Source organism: Leifsonia sp. Root112D2, from assembly GCF_001424905.1.
Classification (GTDB): Bacteria; Actinomycetota; Actinomycetes; order Actinomycetales; family Microbacteriaceae; genus Root112D2.
Genome location: NZ_LMCU01000001.1, coordinates 1,961,653 through 1,980,832 on the forward strand (window position 1 = coordinate 1,961,653; position 19,180 = coordinate 1,980,832).

The 19,180-nt window shown below is 66.7% G+C and carries 17 protein-coding genes; 11 read left to right on the forward strand and 6 right to left on the reverse strand.

Annotated features, from left to right (window positions below; all coding sequences use genetic code 11):
• Window positions 1-44 precede the first annotated feature (44 nt).
• The 3 genes from metG to rsmA are packed head-to-tail and all read left to right on the forward strand — an operon-like array spanning window position 45 to window position 3,422.
• Window positions 45-1,622, forward strand: a complete 1,578-nt coding sequence (metG, locus tag ASC63_RS09130; protein ID WP_055812237.1) for a methionine--tRNA ligase — start codon at window positions 45-47, stop codon at window positions 1,620-1,622.
• Entirely contained in the window at window positions 1,615-2,541 is a 927-nt protein-coding gene (locus ASC63_RS09135) for a TatD family hydrolase (protein ID WP_055812240.1), read from the forward strand. Before metG ends, ASC63_RS09135 begins: the two co-directional genes overlap by 8 nt.
• Window positions 2,538-3,422 carry a 16S rRNA (adenine(1518)-N(6)/adenine(1519)-N(6))-dimethyltransferase RsmA gene (gene rsmA, locus ASC63_RS09140; protein WP_055812244.1) on the forward strand — a complete coding sequence of 295 codons (885 nt, stop codon included), beginning with the start codon at window positions 2,538-2,540 and terminating at the stop codon, window positions 3,420-3,422. Before ASC63_RS09135 ends, rsmA begins: the two co-directional genes overlap by 4 nt.
• Window positions 3,423-3,500: 78 nt before the next feature.
• Here rsmA and ASC63_RS09145 read toward each other — a convergent pair whose 3' ends face one another.
• Together ASC63_RS09145 and ASC63_RS09150 are read right to left on the reverse strand one after the other, a co-directional pair.
• Complete coding sequence (locus ASC63_RS09145) at window positions 3,501-4,736, reverse strand: acyl-CoA dehydrogenase family protein (protein ID WP_055812247.1); 1,236 nt, start codon at window positions 4,734-4,736, stop codon at window positions 3,501-3,503.
• A complete protein-coding gene (locus ASC63_RS09150; protein ID WP_055812250.1) occupies window positions 4,733-6,175 on the reverse strand; it encodes an LLM class flavin-dependent oxidoreductase in 1,443 nt (480 codons plus the stop codon). Before ASC63_RS09150 ends, ASC63_RS09145 begins: the two co-directional genes overlap by 4 nt.
• A gap of 127 nt (window positions 6,176-6,302) precedes the next feature.
• Here ASC63_RS09150 and ASC63_RS09155 point away from each other — a divergent pair, with 127 nt between their 5' ends.
• A complete protein-coding gene (locus ASC63_RS09155) occupies window positions 6,303-7,238 on the forward strand; it encodes a 4-(cytidine 5'-diphospho)-2-C-methyl-D-erythritol kinase (protein WP_055812252.1) in 936 nt (311 codons plus the stop codon).
• A 189-nt stretch (window positions 7,239-7,427) separates the two neighbouring features.
• Here ASC63_RS09155 and ASC63_RS09160 read toward each other — a convergent pair whose 3' ends face one another.
• On the reverse strand, window positions 7,428-10,307 hold the full coding sequence (locus ASC63_RS09160) for a helix-turn-helix transcriptional regulator (RefSeq protein ID WP_235492041.1): 2,880 nt from the start codon (window positions 10,305-10,307) through the stop codon (window positions 7,428-7,430).
• Window positions 10,308-10,468: 161 nt separating this feature from the next.
• Between ASC63_RS09160 and ASC63_RS09165 the strand changes: the two genes are divergently transcribed.
• The 5 genes from ASC63_RS09165 to ASC63_RS09185 all read left to right on the forward strand — a co-directional run bounded on the left by ASC63_RS09165 (window position 10,469) and on the right by ASC63_RS09185 (window position 16,034).
• On the forward strand, window positions 10,469-12,298 hold the full coding sequence (locus ASC63_RS09165) for an ABC-F family ATP-binding cassette domain-containing protein (protein ID WP_055812255.1): 1,830 nt from the start codon (window positions 10,469-10,471) through the stop codon (window positions 12,296-12,298).
• A 145-nt stretch (window positions 12,299-12,443) separates the two neighbouring features.
• Window positions 12,444-13,427, forward strand: a complete 984-nt coding sequence (locus ASC63_RS09170; protein WP_055812258.1) for a MetQ/NlpA family ABC transporter substrate-binding protein — start codon at window positions 12,444-12,446, stop codon at window positions 13,425-13,427.
• Between the two features lie 104 nt (window positions 13,428-13,531).
• Window positions 13,532-14,563: a methionine ABC transporter ATP-binding protein gene (locus ASC63_RS09175; RefSeq protein WP_055815232.1), complete on the forward strand. Its 1,032-nt coding sequence runs from the start codon at window positions 13,532-13,534 to the stop codon at window positions 14,561-14,563.
• A gap of 1 nt (window position 14,564) precedes the next feature.
• A complete protein-coding gene (locus ASC63_RS09180) occupies window positions 14,565-15,224 on the forward strand; it encodes a methionine ABC transporter permease (RefSeq protein WP_055812261.1) in 660 nt (219 codons plus the stop codon).
• Between the two features lie 48 nt (window positions 15,225-15,272).
• Window positions 15,273-16,034, forward strand: coding sequence for a TMEM175 family protein (locus ASC63_RS09185; protein WP_235492047.1), 762 nt, complete (start codon window positions 15,273-15,275; stop codon window positions 16,032-16,034).
• Window positions 16,035-16,047: 13 nt separating this feature from the next.
• On the opposite strand, the gene ASC63_RS16745 is transcribed toward ASC63_RS09185, so the two are convergent.
• Both ASC63_RS16745 and ASC63_RS09190 read right to left on the reverse strand, forming a co-directional pair.
• Window positions 16,048-16,170: a hypothetical protein gene (locus ASC63_RS16745; protein WP_268765147.1), complete on the reverse strand. Its 123-nt coding sequence runs from the start codon at window positions 16,168-16,170 to the stop codon at window positions 16,048-16,050.
• A gap of 12 nt (window positions 16,171-16,182) precedes the next feature.
• Window positions 16,183-17,094, reverse strand: a complete 912-nt coding sequence (locus tag ASC63_RS09190; RefSeq protein ID WP_055812264.1) for an SDR family oxidoreductase — start codon at window positions 17,092-17,094, stop codon at window positions 16,183-16,185.
• A 99-nt stretch (window positions 17,095-17,193) separates the two neighbouring features.
• Here ASC63_RS09190 and ASC63_RS09195 point away from each other — a divergent pair, with 99 nt between their 5' ends.
• Window positions 17,194-17,808, forward strand: a complete 615-nt coding sequence (locus tag ASC63_RS09195; RefSeq protein WP_055812267.1) for a TetR/AcrR family transcriptional regulator — start codon at window positions 17,194-17,196, stop codon at window positions 17,806-17,808.
• On the opposite strand, the gene ASC63_RS09200 is transcribed toward ASC63_RS09195, so the two are convergent.
• Window positions 17,789-18,283, reverse strand: coding sequence for a MarR family winged helix-turn-helix transcriptional regulator (locus ASC63_RS09200; RefSeq protein WP_055812270.1), 495 nt, complete (start codon window positions 18,281-18,283; stop codon window positions 17,789-17,791). The two genes, ASC63_RS09195 and ASC63_RS09200, sit on opposite strands and share 20 nt — an antisense overlap.
• Window positions 18,284-18,405: 122 nt before the next feature.
• Between ASC63_RS09200 and ASC63_RS09205 the strand changes: the two genes are divergently transcribed.
• Window positions 18,406-19,176, forward strand: a complete 771-nt coding sequence (locus tag ASC63_RS09205; protein WP_055812273.1) for an HAD-IIB family hydrolase — start codon at window positions 18,406-18,408, stop codon at window positions 19,174-19,176.
• The last annotated feature ends 4 nt before the right edge of the window (window positions 19,177-19,180 follow it).

The following is a 19,180-nucleotide window of genomic DNA, read 5'->3' on the forward strand; positions in this document are numbered from 1 at the left end:
TAACAGAAGCGGATGCCTCGCGCCCGCCGTTTAGACTGGTCACCATGCCCGACGCCTCCTCGTTCTACATCACGACGCCGATTTTCTATGTGAATGATGTTCCGCACATCGGGCACGCCTACACGGAGGTGGCGGCGGACGTGCTGGCACGCTGGCATCGCCAGGCCGGAGACGACACCTGGCTGCTGACCGGCACGGACGAGCACGGCCAGAAGATTCTGCGCACGGCGACGGCAAACGGCACGACGCCCAAGGAATGGGCGGACAAACTCGTCGCCGAATCGTGGCAGCCGCTGCTGAAGACCGTCGACATCGCCAACGACGACTTCATCCGCACCACCGACGAGCGGCACGAGAAGAACGTGCAACTGTTCGTGCAGCGCCTGCACGATGCCGGGCACATCTACGCCGGCGAATACGAGGCCCTGTACTGCGTGGGCTGCGAGGAGTTCAAACCGCAGAGTGAGATCATCGACGGCACCGGCGAATATGAGGGCCAGAAGGTCTGCGCCATCCACTCGAAGCCGCTCGAGCTGCTGCAGGAGAAGAACTACTTCTTTCGCATGAGCGAATTCGCCGACAGGCTGCTCGCCCTCTACGAGAGCCGCCCCGACTTCGTGCAGCCCGAGTCGGCGCGCAACGAGGTCATCGCCTTCGTGCGCCAGGGCCTCTCCGACCTCTCGATCTCGCGTTCCAGCTTCGACTGGGGCATCAAGGTGCCGTGGGACGACTCGCACGTCGTCTACGTGTGGTTCGACGCGCTGCTCAACTACATCACCGCCGTCGGCTACGGCCAGGACGATGCCGCCTTCGACCGCCGCTGGCCCGGCACTCACATCGTGGGTAAAGACATCCTGCGCTTTCACGCCGTGATCTGGCCCGCCATGCTCATGGCCGCCGGTCTCGAGGTTCCTGCAAAGGTGTTCGCCCACGGCTGGCTGCTTGTCGGCGGCGAGAAGATGAGCAAGTCGAAGCTGACGGGCATCGCGCCGAGCCAGATCACCGAGACGTTCGGCTCCGACGCCTTTCGCTACTACTTCATGCGCGCCATCAATTTCGGCCAGGACGGCTCGTTCAGCTGGGAGGATCTGGCCGCGCGCTATCAGGCCGAACTCGCCAACGGCTTCGGCAACCTGGCCTCCCGCGTTGTGGCCATGGTCAACCGGTACTTCGACGGCGTGGTGCCCGGGGCCGGCGCATACACGTCCGCCGACGAGGCCGTGCAGCGCGTGGTCGCCGAGGCGACGGATGCCGCTGACGCGTCGATCGCCTCGTTTGCGATCCACGACGCCATGAGCGCCATCTGGCGCATTGTCGACGAGCTCAACGGCTACATCACGATTCAGGAGCCCTGGGTGCTGGCCAAGGACGAGGCCAGTCGCGAGCGACTCGGCACGGTGCTGTACACGGCGGCCGAGGGCCTTCGCGCGCTCGCCGTCTTGCTCAGTCCGGTCATTCCCGTCGCCACGACGAAGCTCTGGGCGGCGCTCGGCGCCTCGGCGCTCGGCCCGCTCGAGGCCCAGCCGCTTCGCGATGCGGGGCGCTGGGGCCAGTTGCCGCCCGGCGCATCCGTGAGCCCGCTCGAGGCCCTGTTCCCGCGTATCGAGGCCAGCAGTGAGTGACAACGCGCCCGTGCGATCGCGGCATCGCGACGGCAGTCGCGATCTCAGCTATCCTCCGCTGCCCGAGCCGCTCGTGGTGCCGGTTTACGACAACCACACGCATCTCGAAATCGCGGACGGGGAGAATCCGCTCGGGTACCGGGAGCAGCTCGATCGCGCATCGAGCGTCGGCATCCGCGGTGTCATCCAGGTGGGCACGGATGTCGAGACCTCGAGGTGGTCGGCCGAGACCGCCGCGATCGAGCCGCGCATGCTGGCGGCCGTGGCCATCCACCCCAATGATGCTCCCGAACTCGACAAGCGCGGTGAGCTCAACGACGGTCTGGCCGCGATAGCGGAGCTCGCCACCCGGCCCCGCGTGCGCGCCGTGGGTGAGACCGGCCTTGACTTCTTTCGCACCGAGGCGCCGGGGCGCGACGCACAGTTCCGTTCCTTCGAAGCCCACATCGAGATCGCGAAGCAAAATGATCTGGCGCTGCAGATTCACGACCGCGATGCCCACGCCGAGGTCATAGCAACGCTCAAGCGGGTCGGGGCGCCCGAGCGCACCGTCTTCCACTGCTTCTCGGGTGATGCCGAACTGGCCGAGATCTGCAGCGAGAACGGCTGGTATATGTCGTTCGCCGGCACCGTGACGTTCAAGAACGCCGACAATCTGCGCGCAGCGCTCGCCGCGGCGCCGCGCTCCCTGCTGCTCGTGGAGACGGATGCCCCGTACCTCACGCCCACGCCGTACCGAGGCCGCCCCAACGCGCCGTACCTGATTCCGCACACGTTGCGGGCCATGGCCGAGCACCTGAACACGGATGTCTCGATGCTGGGCGCCCAGATCTCCTCCAACACCGAGCTGGTGTACGGCCGCTGGGATTCGGAGCCGGTCACCGCGCCCCCGACCGGCCCCCTCGGAGCCGTCGCGTGAAGCTGTTGGGCCCGGCGGAGATTCGCGATCTGGCCGAACTGCTGAATCTCACACCCACCAAGAAGCTCGGTCAGAACTTCGTGATTGACGCCAACACCGTGCGCCGCATCGTGCGCGTTGCAGGGGTGCAGGCGGGCGACACGGTATTGGAGATCGGCCCAGGACTCGGCTCGCTCACCCTGGGCCTGCTCGAGGCGGATGCCGCGGTTGTGGCGGTCGAGATCGACGGCCGTCTTGCCGAGCAGCTGCCGCTCACCGTGCGGGCAATGGGGAGTTCGCTCCCTGCGGAGGCCGCTCGCGGCCGTCTCGATGGGCCGATCGCCGCGCTGACCGTGCTGCACCAGGACGCCATGCGGGTCACCGAGCTGCCCGGCACCCCGACGCGCCTCGTCGCCAACCTGCCGTACAACATCTCAGTTCCGGTGCTGCTGCACCTGCTCGAACACTTTCCGTCGATCCGCTCCGGCGTCGTCATGGTGCAGTCAGAAGTGGGTTTGCGCCTCGCGGCCGAGCCCGGTTCGAAGGTCTACGGCGGCCCGAGCGTGAAGGCGGCGTGGTACGGCCTATGGCGCGCTGCCGGGCAGGTCAGCCGCCAGGTTTTCTGGCCGGTGCCCAATGTCGACTCGATCCTCGTCGCCTTTCAGCGCGATGCCGAGCAGCCAGGCGACGACGCGCTGCGGCGGCGCACCTTCGAGATCGTGGATGCCGCCTTCGGGCAGCGCCGCAAGATGCTGCGGCAGTCTCTCGCGAGCGTCTTCGGGGACTCGGCAGCGGCATCCGCGGCGCTGGAGAGCGCCGGGGTGCCTCCCACCTCGCGCGGCGAGCAGCTGACGATGCAGCACTTTCTCGCAATAGCCCGGGTTACGACTCCCGCTGGTTGAGGAGCCGTCAAGGAACGAGACGGCGTCTCGAAACCTGCGTGGCGCCACGCAGGTTTCGAGACGCTCGTTCCTCGCTCCTCAACCGGCGGGTGTTGGCGTCGCCCACCAGGTGAGCGGCAGCGCGTCGTTGAGTTCGAAGTCGCCGAGCAGGCGTTCGCGATAGATCGCCGGGTTGTGCGCGGCGATGGTTCGTGCGTTGCGCCAATGCCTGTCGAGCCTGCGACTCTCGGCGGTTGCGGATGCCCCACCCACCTCGAACAGCAGCGTCGTGGCATCCAGCACGGTCGGCAGAACCACCTGCTGGGCGCGGAAGGCCGCCAGCTGCGCGGCCGTGTGCAACTCGTCATGCGGAATGCCGGCCAGGCGGGCCTCGTCCACGGCATCCAGGCGCGCCGCCGCGGCCAGGGTGAGCTCCTCGGCGCTGAAGGCGAGGCTGGAAAGCTTGCCGACCACACGCTGTACGAGCGGGTCCTCCCGAGGGCTGGATGCGCCGGAGACCCCGAAGGTGCGCGTGCGCGGGCGCACAAATGCCACGGCGTCGCGCAGCACGGCACGCGCGATGCCGGAGAGGGCCGAGAGCAGCACGAGTTGGAAGAAGGCCGTCACGCTGGCGTGGCTGCGCTCCTCATCCGGATCGTGCGAGAAGACGTGGCCCGGCTCGACCCAGGCGTTGTCGAACCGCGTGGTGCCGCTGCCCGTCATGCGCTGGCCGAAGCCGTCCCAGTCGTCGCTTGCGGTCACACCGTCTGCGGTGGTGCGCACCAGCACGGAGACGTGCTCATCGCCGCGTTTGGCGGAGGTGATGGTCCAGTCGGAGAAGATCGTGCCGGTCGTGTAGTACTTCTGGCCGGTGATGCGCCAGCCGTCGCCGTCCGCGGTGAGCTGCGCGGTGGTGCCCGTCTCTGCGCCGCGTTCGGCCTGCGAGTTTCCGACGAGTGCACCTCCCACGATGCGCTCGAACCATTCGCTGCGGGAGGCCTCGTCTGACGAGCGCAGCCGGCCCTCGACGAAAGCGAAGTGGCCACGCAGCGCCTGCGGAAGATTGGAATCGGCCTCGCCGAGCTCGATCAGCAGACGGAACAGCTGGCGCGGTGTGGCGCCCAGCCCGCCGTGCTCGCGCGGAATGCGGAGCGTGCCGAAGCCTGCGTCGCGCAACAGGCCGATGGCATCGAACGGCAGCTGGCGCCCCTGCTCGCGTTCGACCGCGCCCTCGGCAATCTGCGCGAAGACGGGGCGGAAGCGTTCCAGCAACTCCTCATCGCTCGGCGCAGCCGGCCCAGTGGCGGTCTCTGTCGTTGCGTCGATGAGTGTCATGCTTCTGCCCTTTCGTCGAGGTTCGCGCCGTCGAGGTTCGCGCCGTCGAGGCTCGCGCCGTCGAGGTTCGCGCCGCCGCGGTATCGCGCACCGGGGTGCTCGGGGAACAGGCGCTGGTTGCCGAGGCCGAACAGCCGCTCTCGCAGCGTCGACTCCTCGTATTTTGTGCGATACAGCCCGCGGCGCTGCAGTTCGGGCACCACGTACTCGATGAAGTTCTCCGCGCTGCCCGGAGTGAGGAACTGGCGCAGATTGAAGCCGTCGAGATCGGTCTCGGCCACCCAGCGCTCCACGGCATCCGCCACATCACCGGGAGAGCCAGCGACATAGAACGGGTTGCGATCGAAACGCGTGAGAGTCTCGAGCGCCTCGCCCACGGTGGCGCCCGGTGGGTAGCGGCGATTGTTCGCGGAGTTGTCGCGGCCCTGCTTGTTCTCCGCCGCAAGAATGTCGGCGATGAGGGCATTCTTCGGGTAGGCAGCGAGGTCGATGCCCCCACCGCCGGCGTGGGCCAGATAGCCTTCCGCGCTCGAGCGACGACGGAACTCCTCGGCCTTGGCCTCGGCCGATTCCCGGTCTTTGTCCACAATGATCACGGCGCTGGCGAAGGCCTTGATGTGGGCGCCGCCTCGACCGTTCTCGTCGGCGAGGCGTCGGATGTCCGCGACATTCGTTCGGTACTGCTCGAGTGTCGAGCCCCCGACGAACACCGCCTCGGCATGTTTGGCGGCAAAGGCTTTGCCACGCGGGCTGCTGCCCGCCTGGAACAGCACCGGGGTGCGCTGCAACGATGGCTCGCTCAGGTGCGGGCCGGCAACCCGGTAGAACTCACCACGATGGTTGATGTAACGCACCTTGCTCGGGTCGGTGTACACGCGGTTGTCGCGATCGCGGATGACCGCGTCGTCATCCCACGAGCCCTCCCACAGCTTGTAGAGCACGTCGAGGTATTCGTCGGCGATGGCGTAGCGGTCGTCGTGGGCTATCTCGTCGTCGAGGCCGAAGTTGCGTGCGGCGTTCGGCAGGTACGAGGTCACGATGTTCCAGCCGAAACGTCCCTTGGTGAGGTGGTCGAGCGTGGAGGCCCGCCTGGCGAACGCGAACGGCGGCTCATACGTCGTGGAGAAGGTCGCGGCGAAACCGAGATGCTTCGTCACGGCCGCCATCGCGGGAATCACCAGCAGCGGATCGTTGCTGGGAATCTGCACGCCCTCGCGCAGTGCTGTCTCGGGGCCGGCGCGGTATCCGTCGTACGCTCCGACGACATCCGCGAGAAAGACGGAGTCGAACAGGCCCTCCTCCAGGAGTTTCGCCTCCTCGATCCAGAAATCGAGGTCGTTGAAGCGATGCCGGTTGTTCTCCGGATGCACCCACAGGCCGTGTGAGATGTGACCGACCGTGTTCATCTCGAACAGGTTGAAAGAGATCTGTTTCGTCATTCGGCTTCCTTGTGGCCCGCGGCTCGGGCCCTGAAGCTACATCCTGCACGCGTGTACGAGCGCCGCGCGAATTGTGTTTCAGTTTGTTCCTTTCGGTGTGTTCCGGTCGCTGGGTTAGGTTGGAGACATGACCTCGCCGGACTCGTTACCCATGGTCCATGTGAGAGCGCCCGGCAAGATCAACGTGTTCCTTCGCGTGGGCGCCGTCATGGACGACGGCTACCACGACGTTGCCACCGCCTACCAGGCCGTCTCGCTGTACGAGGACGTTCGGGCCTGGCCCGCCGACGATTTCTCGGTCTCCTTCACGGGCCCGATCGACACCTCATCGCTGGCCACCGACGGTTCGAATCTGGCCATCAAGGCGGCGCGCATGCTCGCACGCAAGGCCGACTACCGGGGCGGGGTGCGGCTCGAGATCGAGAAGCGCGTGCCGATCGCCGGCGGCATGGGCGGTGGCTCCGCGGATGCCGCGGCCACGCTGGTCGCGTGCGACGCGCTGTGGGGAACCGAGCTCAGCCGGGAGGAACTGCTTACCCTGGCCGCCCGGCTCGGTGCGGATGTGCCGTTCGCCCTGACGGGGGGCACCGCTCTCGGCACGGTGCGCGGCGACCACCTCAGCCCGGCGCTCGCCAAGGGGCAATACCACTGGGTGCTCGTGTTGCGCGAGGAGGGCATGAGCACGCCGCAGGTGTACGAGGAGCTGGACCGGCACCGTGAGCGGCACGCGCTGGATATCTCGCCGGCCGAGGAACGGCCGACGGTTGACGCGAACGTGCTGCAGGCCCTGCGCGCCGGTGATCCGGAGATGCTGGCCGAGTCACTGTCGAACGATCTGCAGGCGCCCGCCATCCACCTCTCGCCCAGCATCGGCGAGGTCATCGAACTGGGGGAGATGAACGGCGCGCTCGCGGGCTTCGTGTCGGGATCCGGTCCGACTGTCGCTTTTCTCACGGCCGATCTCGACAGCGCTCTCGACCTGCAGATCGCCCTCAGTGCGGCCCGGCTCACGGCGGTGCGCGCCATCGGTCCGGTGCACGGAGCCCGGGTCATCACCGACTGACGACCCGTTTTAAAGTGGGACACCCCGCAAACGCCATTTCTCACTGCGGGGAGTCGTGTGCGGGGGTGAGTCGTTACGTTTGAGCGAAAGCGAATCCACACGATTCGTATGAGAAATATTTGCATTCCGGGGTGTGCTTTCACGATAGTGAATGGCGGATGCGCCGCGCCAGCCACACGATGAAAACTGTCAATTCTTGACGGGAGACCGCCTGGTCGCGGTACCCAGCTTGCGCGCCGGAGCGAGCCTTTCGCGCGCCGCACTCGCGAGCCGTCGCAACTCTCGTCTGGACGTCAGGCCCAATTTGGCAAGGATGTTGCGCACGTGGAAGTTCACCGTGGTGACAGAGACGTACAACCGCTCCGCAATCTCCTTGTTCGTCATTCCCGCAACGAGCGCGTGCGCAACCTGGCGCTCGCGCGTCGTGAGCGCGCTGAACGGATCCTCGTCAACGGGGGCGGCGGCATCCTCGCCCGACAGCGTGGCCAGGAGCGCCATACAGCGTTCAAGGTAGCCACCGGCACCGAGCCCGCCGAAAATGGCCATGGCGCGGGTGAGGGCGGCGGCGGCATCGTGTCGCATGCCCGCCTGGGCCATCAGCCTGGCGGCATCGCTGAGAGCCACGGCAAACGGCAGCGGAAATTCTTCGGCATCGGGGGCTTCGCATGCCCTGGTGTAGAAGGCATGGGCCGCGGCCGTGTCGCCCTCGGCCTCGGCAACCCGGCCCTCAAGCCACGCGAGGGAGCCGTAGTACGGCTGCCAGCGCCGGGCGGGGTCGGTGCATCCGGCCAGGGCGGCGCGGGCCTCCGCCGCGCGCCCGAGGGCGGCGAGGGCGTCGACGCGGTACGTCAACCAGCCCAGGGTCGAGGCAGGCGAGGAGCGTTCCATGGCGGCATCGGCGGCGCTCAGCTGCTCATCGCGCCTGTCGAGGGCACGAGCAAGCTCCGCGCGGGCGATCCACGGCAGGTCGAGATCGTAGGAACCGGCGATTCCCGGCTTTGCCTGGCCTGCCGATTCGAGACGCTCCGCAACGGCATCCGCCTCGCCTCGTCCTGCCCGCACGAGTGCCGACGCGGTCAACGCGCTGGGCCAGCCCGAGAGATCGGTCTCGTCGAGTGCGAGCGCCACAGCGCTGTCGGCCACCGTCACGGACTCGTCCCATTCTCCGAGCAGGAAGAGCACGTGCGCGTAGATGGTGCGTCCGTGCCCGGCGGTCCAGCTCATCGGAAAGCTGCGGATGAGACGGTTTGCCTTCTCCAGGTCGGTGTATGCCCGTGTGAGCTGCCCGTTCATGATGAAGATGCGGGCACGGGTGACGAGCGCGTCGGCGAGGCCCGAGGAGTCGGCGGCGCTGACCGACAACGCGTCCATCTCCTCGACCGCTTTCCGCAGCACGTCGTCGCGGCGGGTGTGGCCGGCCGCTGTCATCAGCCAGCCGAGCAGGCGCAGCAGCTCGTCGACAGGCTCGACCATCCAGCGCACGGCGGGGTCCGCGATCTCGTCGGGGTCGCTCGGCGCCGCGGCCAGAATGGTGCGGGCGGATGCGATCTGCTCGATCACGGGAAGAAAGTCGCGTGTGGCCATCTGCAGCTTCGGAACCGCGCCGGCGACACGGGAACGCAGGACGCGGGCATCCGGTGAATCGTCGTCGTCTGCCAGCGCCGCAAGGGCGACGGTGAAGGCGCGCGGCACGTCGCCGGTGAGGATGCGCAGTTCCACGAGAATCGTGTCGCGCACAAGCGATTGGGGCAGCGCTTCGATGTCGGGGTGCAGATCGAAGATGCGCTGGTGCTGCCTGGTGCGCATGGCCAGCAGACCGATCTCCAGCAGGCAGCGCTCGCGTTTGGCACCGGCGGGTGCGAGGTGCACGGCGGAACGCGCGTAGCTCATTGCCTGCTCGCTCTGGCCGAGGTCGGCGGCGTCGCGGCTCGCGGCCAGGAGTTCATCGACGAGCTTCGAGTCGGAACGATCGGCGGCCTCGACGCGGTGCCGAAGGGCGCGGTGGCCGGAGAGAACCTCGGCGGCGACGCGGTGGATCTCGACGCGGCGCCCGGTGTCGACCTCCGCGCTGAGGGCATCCGCCAGCATGGCATGGGCCGGCTCGAGCCACACGATGCCGTCGCGGTCGACGGAATGCACGAGCCCGGCACGAATGGCGCCGTCGGCGTCTGTCTCCTCGCCCAGCCGCTCGGCAATGCTGCCGAACTGCGGCGTGGGGATCGGGTCGCGCAGCAGGGCGATCAACTCGGCGGTTGCCCGGGTCGACGGGGAAGCCCCCTCGAGCGCAGCAGTGACGGCGGCGGTCAGCGGTGCCACCGCCACGGATGACGGCATGTCCCATCCGGCGGGATGCAGCGCGCCGGTGATGGACTCGCGCAACTGGCGCAGCAGCATGCTGAGCAACAGCGGCGAACCCTGCGTTGCGGCCGTCAACCGGGTCGCGGTGCGCAGCGAGATGCTGTGGCCGAGAATGCTGCGAGAGAGCTCTTGGCAGTCGGTGGTGGTCAGCGGTGTGAGGGCGATGTCCGTGTGGTGGGCGGAGCCATCCACCAGACTGTCGTACATGCTCGGCGATTCGTTCGTGGGCGGCCTGGTCGCCCCGATGATCAGGAACGGGCGATCGGTGATTCGGCGTGCCACGAAGCGCAGCGTGCGGCTGGATGCCTCGTCGATCCACTGCGCGTCGTCGAAAATGAAGCACACCGGCCCCTGCAGCGTGTCGATGGCATCCAGGAGCACCCGCCCGACGGTGAGCGCATCGTCGTACATTCGTGGTCGTTGCAATGGTGTGGCAACGAGCGAGCCGATGCGCCGCATCAGCGTCTCGACCGTGGCATAGCTCAGGTCGGACTCGAACGAATCGGAGGGAACGCTCAGCACTTTCCAGCCCTCGAGTCGCGCCACCACCTCGGCGAGCAGCGCGGTCTTTCCCATTCCAGCCTCGCCCGTGATGCGCACGATGCCGCCCTCGGCCAGAGCGTCGGCGGCCACCTCGAGCACGGTGTTGAGAGCCGCATCCCTTCCGACCAGCAATGGCCGCGAGTGCATGCTGCTTCGTGCCGCTGCCATCGACCCTCCCCAGGGTGCATTCATGACGACCATCGGCTGCCGCCCGGGCGGAGATCTTCGGGTCGATTTTTCAGTCTCCCACACGCGGGGCCCCCGCGGCAGCACCCATCCGGGCTACGCGGGGCGCCCAGGCGCTCCGGCACGACGTAGGCTGGTTCGACGTGGCCCATCTGCTGGGAGCCGAAGCGCTCCACCTCGAATACCCCACACGCGTAGTCTTCGACAGCGTGACCGTCGGCCTTAACGAGGGCGACCGGGTGGGCGTCGTCGGCCGCAACGGCGACGGCAAGTCCACCCTGCTGTCGCTCTTGAGCGGGCGGCTCGAAGCGGATGCCGGCCGGGTCACGCGCCGTCGCGGCACCACCATCGGCGTACTCGACCAGTCCGACACTCTCGACCCCGATCTCACGGTGGGTGCCACGATCGTCGGCGAGATGGACGAACACGTGTGGGCGGGGGACGCCCGGGTGCGCGACGTGCTTGCGGGGCTGGTGACCGACATCCGCTGGGATTCACGTGTCGGTGAGCTCTCGGGGGGCCAGCGTCGCAGGGTGGCGCTTGCGGCGTTACTGGCCGGCGATCACGACGTGCTGTTCCTGGACGAACCGACCAACCACCTGGACATCGAGGGCATCGCCTGGCTCGCGGGGCACCTGAAGTCACGCTGGTCGGCCAACGCCGGCGGCCTCATCGTCGTGACCCACGACCGCTGGTTTCTCGACGAGGTGTGCACCGCGACCTGGGAGGTGCACGACCAGATCATCGAGCCGTTCGAGGGCGGATACGCCGCTTACATCCTGCAACGGGTGGAGCGCGACCGCATGGCGGCCGCCAGTGAGTCGAAGCGGCAGAACCTGATGCGCAAGGAGCTCGCCTGGCTGCGCCGCGGCGCGCCGGCCCGCAGCACCAAGCCGAAGTTCCGCATGGATGCCGCCTACGAACTGATCGAGAACGAGCCGCCGCCCCGCGACACCGTTGCCCTCTCGCAGATGGCCATGCAGCGCCTCGGCAAAGACGTGGTTGAGCTTATCGACGCCACCGTGCAGTACGGCGAGAAGACCGTGCTCAACACGATCAACTGGAATGTCGCCCCCGGTGAGCGCACCGGCATCCTCGGTGTCAACGGCGCGGGCAAGAGCACCTTGCTCTCACTCGTCGCCGGCACGCTGAAGCCCACGCACGGGCGTGTGAAGCGCGGCACCACCGTCAAGATCGCGGTGCTCGACCAGCAACTCGCCGAACTTGCAGAGGTCGCTCACGAGCGCGTCAGCACGGTGGTCGGCCGATTGCGCAGCAGCTACACGGTCGGCGGCAGTTCGGCGGGCTCGGCCACCGCGCTGACGCCTGGACAGCTGCTTGAGCGTCTCGGCTTCAGCACGGCGCAGCTCTCGACGCCGGTCAAAGACCTCTCCGGTGGCCAGAAGCGCCGCCTGCAGCTGCTGCTCGTTCTGCTCGAGGAGCCGAACGTCTTGATTCTCGACGAGCCCACCAACGACCTCGACACCGACATGCTCGCGGCCATGGAAGACCTGCTCGACTCCTTTCCCGGCACCCTGCTCGTCGTCTCGCACGACCGCTATCTCATCGAGCGCGTCACCGACAACCAGTACGCGGTGCTGGGCGGCGGATTCCGCCACCTGCCGCGGGGGGTCGACGAATACCTTGAACTGCGCAAGACGGTGACGGATGCCGCAAGCGGCTCCCCGACGCTGGCCGCCACCGCGGGGGCCGGCTCCGCACCCGTCGCGGCGGGCGCATCCGCTCTGCAGGGCGCCGAGCTGCGCTCGGCCGAGAAGGAGATAGCCTCCATCGGCCGCAAGCTGGGCAAGCTCGACAACCAGATTCAGGCCGCGCATCAGCGTCTGGCCGAACATGACCAGGGCGACTACGAGGGCCTCGGCGCGCTCACCGAGGAACTGCGTGCTCTCGAGGGCACGGTCGCCGATCTGGAGACGCGCTGGCTGGAGCTCTCCGAGGCGGTCGGCGGCTAACACACGCCGCGGCTTCGGGCGGCCGGTTCTACACACTTCGTCATCTGCTGTCACACTTCGCCGCGCGAATTGATCTGTCGCGGGTGCCGGCGCGATGCTGATACTCGCAATTCACGCATCGAGACACAGCAGAGAGAACCCCACCATGTCGCAGAATCTCCCACCCGCCGCAGCATCCGGCGCCCCACAGCTGCCGCAGAAGCAGGGCGGAACGAGCAGGAAGACTACGGGCTGGCTGATTGCCGGCGCTGTCGTGGTGATAGCCGCGATCATCGCCGTTATCGTGGTCGTCTCGACCAACGCCAACAAGCCCGCAGACGCCGCGGGCACGGCAACCAAGACCGTGAAGATCGGCGTCACCGACATCGCCCAGCCGTACTGGAAGACGTACGCCGCGCTGGCGAAGAAGCAGCTCAACGTGAACGTCGAGCTCGTGAACTTCACTGACTACAGCCAGCCGAACCCGGCGCTGAGTCAGGGCCAGACCGACCTCAACGAGTTCCAGCACATTCAGTACCTGGCCAACTACAACGTCTCGAGCAACGACACGCTGCAGCCGATCGGCGCAACGGCGGTCTACCCGCTCACGCTGTACTCCCTCAAGTACGCCAAGCCGTCTGAGATTCCGGCCGGCTCCACCGTCGCGATTCCCAACGACACCATCAACCAGGCGCGTGGCCTGCTGGTGCTGCAGGCGGCAGGCCTGCTCACCCTGAAGAACGGTGGCAGCGCGTTCTCCAGCGTCTCCGACATCGACACGCACAAGGTCAACGTCATCGCGGTAGACGCGGCGCAGACTGCTGTCGCTCTGAAGAACGGCTCGGCGGCGGCATCCATCGTCAACAACAACTACGCCACGGATTCCAAGCTGGTGGCGAAGAACGTGATCTTCAAGGATGACCCGTCCAGCGACATCGCTGCACCGTACGTGAACGTGTTCGTCGCCAGGGCGAAGGACAAGGACAACGCGCTGTACCTCAAGCTCGCCGCGCTGTACCATGACCCCTCGGTCGAGAAGGGCGTGCAGGCGTCGAACGGGGGAACTGCCGTGTTCCGCACCACGAAACCCGCCCAGCTGCAGGCAGATCTGAAGAAGGTCGAAGCCGACGCGAAGGCCGCAAAGAAGTAACGCGCTCCCGCCGCGTGCGCCGTGAAAGCGGCGTGCGCGGCGTTCTGCGCGTGTGGCAGCGCCGCGCAGAACCACACGCATTTTCACCGAAGGATTCCGACACGATGACCGCACTCGTTCGACTCGAACACGTCTCGAAAACGTACCCGGCCGCATCCGCTCATGGCGCGGTGACGGCCGTCGATGATGTGAGCCTCACGGTTGACTCGGGTGACATCTTCGGCATCATCGGGTATTCGGGTGCGGGTAAGAGCACACTCGTGCGCCTCATCAACGCGTTGGAGCGTCCCACCCGCGGCAAGGTCTTCGTCGGTGAGGAGGAGCTGACCGCCATGACCGAGCGTCAGCTTCGTGCCGAGCGGCGCCAGATCGGCATGATCTTCCAGCAGTTCAACCTGTTTCGTTCACGCACCGTCGCCGGAAATGTGGCGTACCCGCTCAAGGTTGCCGGTGTGGGCCAGCCCGAGCGTGACGAGCGCGTGGCGCGGCTGCTCGACTTCGTGGGGCTACTCTCCAAGGCACACAGCTACCCGGAACAGCTCTCCGGTGGCCAGAAGCAGCGTGTGGGCATCGCCAGGGCGCTGGCAACCAGCCCGCGCCTTCTGCTCGCCGACGAGGCCACCAGTGCGCTCGATCCCGAGACGACAGCCGATGTGCTGGCACTGCTGCGCCGGGTCAACCGCGAGCTCGGGGTCACCGTCATCGTCATCACGCACGAGATGGAGGCGATTCGCAGCATCGCCAATCGCGTTGCCGTCATGGACTCGGGCCGCATCGTCGAGAGCGGTACCGTGTACGACGTCTTCTCCAGGCCGTCGACGGATGCCGCTGCGCGCTTCGTGAGCACCGTGTTGCGTAACCGCCCTTCCGCGCAGACCTTGGAGCGCCTGCGCCGCGTGCACACGGGCCGCATCGTGAGCGTCGAACTGCAGGAGTCGCGCGGCTTCCAGGCGCAGCTCACGCGTACCTTCGCCGAGCACGCCGTGGACTCGGAGATCATCTTCGGCGGTATCAGTGAGCTGCAGGAGCGGTCCGTCGGCAGCCTCACCTTTGAACTCAGCGGTGATGGCGCGGCGGTGCAGCGATCCATTGACCGGCTCAGAAGCGACGGCATCCTGGTTGCGGAGGAGGTCTGAGATGAACGAGTTTCTGTCTGAACTGCCGATCTTCTTCCAGGCCATCTGGGAGACGCTGTACATCGTTGTGATCTCCGTGGTCGTCAGCGGTCTGCTCGGTCTGGCGATGGGAATCGGTCTCACGGTGACGCGGCCGGGAAACATCCTGGCCCATCGCGGTTTCTTCGCGGTGATCAACGTGATTGTCAATATCGTGCGCCCGATCCCGTTCATTATCTTTCTCGCCGCGATAGGGCCGCTCACTCTGGCTGCGGTACACACGACCATCGGCAATGCAGCCGTCATTTTCGGGCTCTCGCTGGCGGCATCCTTCGCCGTGGCTCGCATCGTCGAACAGAATCTCGTCACGGTCGACCCGGGCGTGATCGAGGCGGCGCGGGCCGTGGGTGCCAGCCCGTGGAACATTATCTTCACGGTGCTGATTCCCGAGGGTCTGGGCCCGCTCGTGCTTGGTTACACCTTCATCTTCGTGGGGGTCGTGGACATGTCGGCGCAGGCTGCGCTCATCGGTGGTGGTGGCCTCGGCACCTTCGCCATTACCTACGGCTACCAGCGCTTCAACTGGACAGCCGTCTACATCACGGTGGCCGTCATCATCGTCATCGTGCAGGCCGGCCAGTTCTTCGGCAACTGGCTGGCACGCAAGGCCCTGCGCCGCTGAGGTCCTCCTCTGCGCGCCCCGAGTTGAGGCATCGTTAGGCTGGGGCGCGTGCCAGAACGCGACGAGACGCCCGAAGACGAGACCGAAGACCGGCCTGATGACACGCGGGGGGAACTGCCCGAGAAATCATCGGTCCGCATCGCGCGCTTCTTCAATACCGGTGTGAACACGGAACGCACCATCTTCTTCAGCGATGCGGTCATGGCCATCGCCATGACGCTGCTCGTGCTCGAGATCACGCTGCCCGACTCGGCCGATGTGTCTGTAGCGGAGCTGCCCAGCGCGATTCTCAACGACGTGACAGCGTTCGCCGCGTATGCCCTCAGCTTCGCGCTGATCGGCATCAACTGGATCACCCACCATCGCAAATTCACGGTCATCGTGCGCTATGACACTCGGTTGCAGTGGATCAACCTGGGTTTCCTGTTCTTCATCGCCATTCTTCCCCTGCCCACGCGCATCCTCAGCGATTATGGGCCCGTCACCATCGCCGTGGTGCTGTATGCGGCGGTGGTGGCACTCACGTCGGTATTCCAATTCTGGCTGTGGTCACACGCGCGACGAGCGGGGCTGTTCAGCGAGGTCGTCGATGACGAGATGTATCGATACTCGCGCCGCAACATGCTGGCGCTGCCCATCGCATTCGCCTTCTCCGTCGTGGTGTGCCTCGTGATCGGACCCGACATCGCCATGTATTCGTGGTTCCTCATGATTCCGATCATGATCTTCATCGGCCGATACCTGCCTCCCGCCGAACGGCGCGCGCGCAGGGCCCAGCGCGCGGCGAGGGGCGCCACCTCGTCGCAGTGACGCCCCCAACCGATCACTCGGCGAGACTCTCGGCGTTGCGGCCAACCAGCGCGAGCGAATACCCCTCGCGCCCGAATCGCTCCGCCGTCGCATGCGAGATTCCCGGACCGTAGCCGAACACGATCAGCACAGACACTCTCGAGGTCCTCTATTCCGTCACGGCTGCCAGCGCCGAGTAAGCGCCCGCATCGATGTCTTCGATCAGGCCAGGGCCAGTGGGCGCCCAGCCGGTGAGTTCGCGGGTCAGGATGCTGGTGGCCGTCACATCCATGCCGAAGAATCCGCCGAGCCATCCGAAGTGCTCCTGGGCATCTTCGGGCGCGATCGAGGCGACCGGCAGCGAGAACGCCCGACCGATGGCCTCCGCGATCTCCCGGGTAGTGATGCCTTCCTCGGCGACCGCGTGCAGGATGGTGCCGGCCGGCGCTGTCTCGAGCCCACGGGCTACGAGGCGCCCGGCGTCAGAACGGTGCACGGCGGGCCAGCGGTTGTCTCCGTTTGCGACGTAGCCAGAGACCCCCTTGTCGCGGGCGATGGCCGCGAGTGCGGCGACGAAGCCGTGGTCGTTAAACCCGTGCACGGTCGGTGCGAAGCGCAGGCACACCGTGCGCACGCCGCGCTCGACGAATTCCAGCGCGAGGTTTTCGCTGCCGCCGCGCGGAGCATCCGGTCCGTGAAAAGGGTACGCGTCGTTCTCGGTAATGGCCCTGCCCAGGTTGGGAATCGCCACGCCCGAGGCGAACAGGAACGGGCGGTCGCTGCCCACCAGGGTGTCGCCGATGGTCTGCACGGCGCCACGCTCGGCCGCATTCGAGGCGGCCGGGTTGGAGAAGTCGTGCTTGTTGGCGAGGTGAAGCACTGCCTCTGCCGCCTCGGCGCCGGCGCGGATGCTGCCCAGGTCATCGAGATCGCCACGGCGCACGTGAACGCCCTTTGCCGTCAGTGCTGTCGCGGATGCCTCGGATCGGGCGAGGCCGGTGACCTCATGCCCCGCAGCGAGCAATTCGTCTACGGCGGCGGAGCCGATCCATCCCGAGGCTCCTGTAACGAAAACGCGCATGAGTGTGATCCTCCTATTTGTGATGTCAGTGACTGATGTCAGCTGCAGACATCACGATACACCTTCACGACAGTGCCTGTCATCACTAGACTCGTCACCATGGTGCGATGGCAACCGGGCGCGCGCGAGCGCCTGCAGGAGGCGGCGCTCGAGCTGTTCGCCACCCAGGGCTTCGAGCAGACGACGGCCGCCGAGATCGCGCAGTCCGTCGGCCTGACCGAGCGCACCTTCTTTCGTCATTTCAGCGACAAGCGTGAGGTGCTCTTCGACGGCCAGAGCATCTTCCTCGACGCCTTCCTCGAGGGGATCGAGGCGGCGCCCCCGCACGCATCCGCCCTGCAACTCGTTGCCGCCGCCCTTGATGCGGCAGGGGCGTTCTTCGTGAACGAGCGTCGACCGCACTCACGGATGCGATACTCCGTGATCGCGCAGAATCCCGCGCTGCAGGAGCGCGAGTTGCACAAATTTTTCGTGCTCGCCTCGGCTGTTGCCGAGGCGTTACGCGCGCGCGGCGTGGCAGAACCGTTGGCAACCCTCGCGGCCGAGTCGGGTGCCACCATGTTCGGAATCGCTTTTGCCCAGTGGATCCGGGAAGGCGAAGAGCGCACCCTCGCCGTGATCGGGCGGCAGGTGCTTCGTGAGTTTCAGTCCCTGACCGCAGAGAGCATCGAGCCGGCCAGAAGCTCTCAGGACGCTAGTCGAAGTCGAGGCTGAGCTTGCGCAGCAGCCCCGCCAGGCGGCGCTGGTCGCCGGCGGAGAGCACTGAGAGCAGTTCCGACTCGGCATCGACCAGCCGGGTGATGGCGGCATCCACTCTCGTGAGCCCCCGCGGGCTCATCACCACCAGCACGCCGCGACCGTCGTGTGGATCGCCGCGGCGCTCGACCAGTCCACGGGAGACGAGCCGGTCGATGCGGTTGGTCATGGTGCCACTGGAGACGAGGGTCTGCTGCAGCAGCGCCTTGGGGCTGAGCTGGTATGGCGTGCCCGCCCTGCGCAGCGCGGAGAGCACATCGAACTCCCACGAGTCGAGATCCGAGCGGGTGAACGCCGTTCGCCGGGCGCGGTCGAGGTGCTTGGAGAGACGGGCGACGCGAGAGAGCACCTGCAGCGGCGTGAAGTCCAGATCGGGCCGTTCGTGCAGCCAGGCGTCGACAATGCGGTCGACTTCGTCGCTTCCTTCGGGCATCCTCCCATTATCGCGGGTGCGTGGCGGCGTCGCTTTCGGCCGATTTCGAGTTCATCAATAAACTGGTACATGGCACGCGCACGGTGTTCCCGAGACCCGAAGACCCGAGGAGAGAACGGCCGATGGACGCTTCGCCGAATAGGCCCCCGCAGTTGGTGGCCTTCGATCTGGATGACACGCTCGCCGCGTCGAAGTCCCCGATCAGCGCGCAGATGGCGGCACTGTTGTCGCGTCTGCTGGCGCGCGTCGAGGTCTGTGTGATCTCCGGGGGCCAGTTCGGGCAGTTTCGGGCGCAGGTCATCGACAAGCTCGATGAGAGTTCACCCGAAGACCTGCAACGCCTGCACCTGATGCCCGCCTGTGGCACCCAGTACTATCGCTTCGCCGGTGGTGCGTGGCGGTGCGTGTATTCCGAAGATCTCAGCGAGAGCGAGAAGCAGAGCGCTCTCGCGGCGCTCGAGCGGTGCGCGCGCGACCTCGGCTACTGGGAGAGCGAGACGTGGGGCCCCATTCTCGAGGACCGCTCCTCGCAGATCACGTTCTCCGCACTGGGACAGTCGGCGCCGGTGGAACGCAAGATGCAGTGGGATCCGACGGGTGCGAAGAAGCTTCTGCTTCGGGAGAGAGTCGCGGCGGAACTGCCCGATCTCGAGGTGCGCGCCGGAGGCTCGACCTCCCTGGACATCACGCGGCGCGGCATCGACAAGGCGTACGGGATGCGCCGGCTGGCCGAGCTGACGCAGCTCGGCCTCTCAGAGATGCTCTTTGTCGGCGATCGGCTTGATCCCGGCGGCAACGACTACCCGGTGAAGCAACTCGGGGTTCCCTGCATTGCCGTGGAACGCTGGCACGACACGGTGCCGCTCATCGAGGGGCTCCTGGGCCGGCTGTGATGCG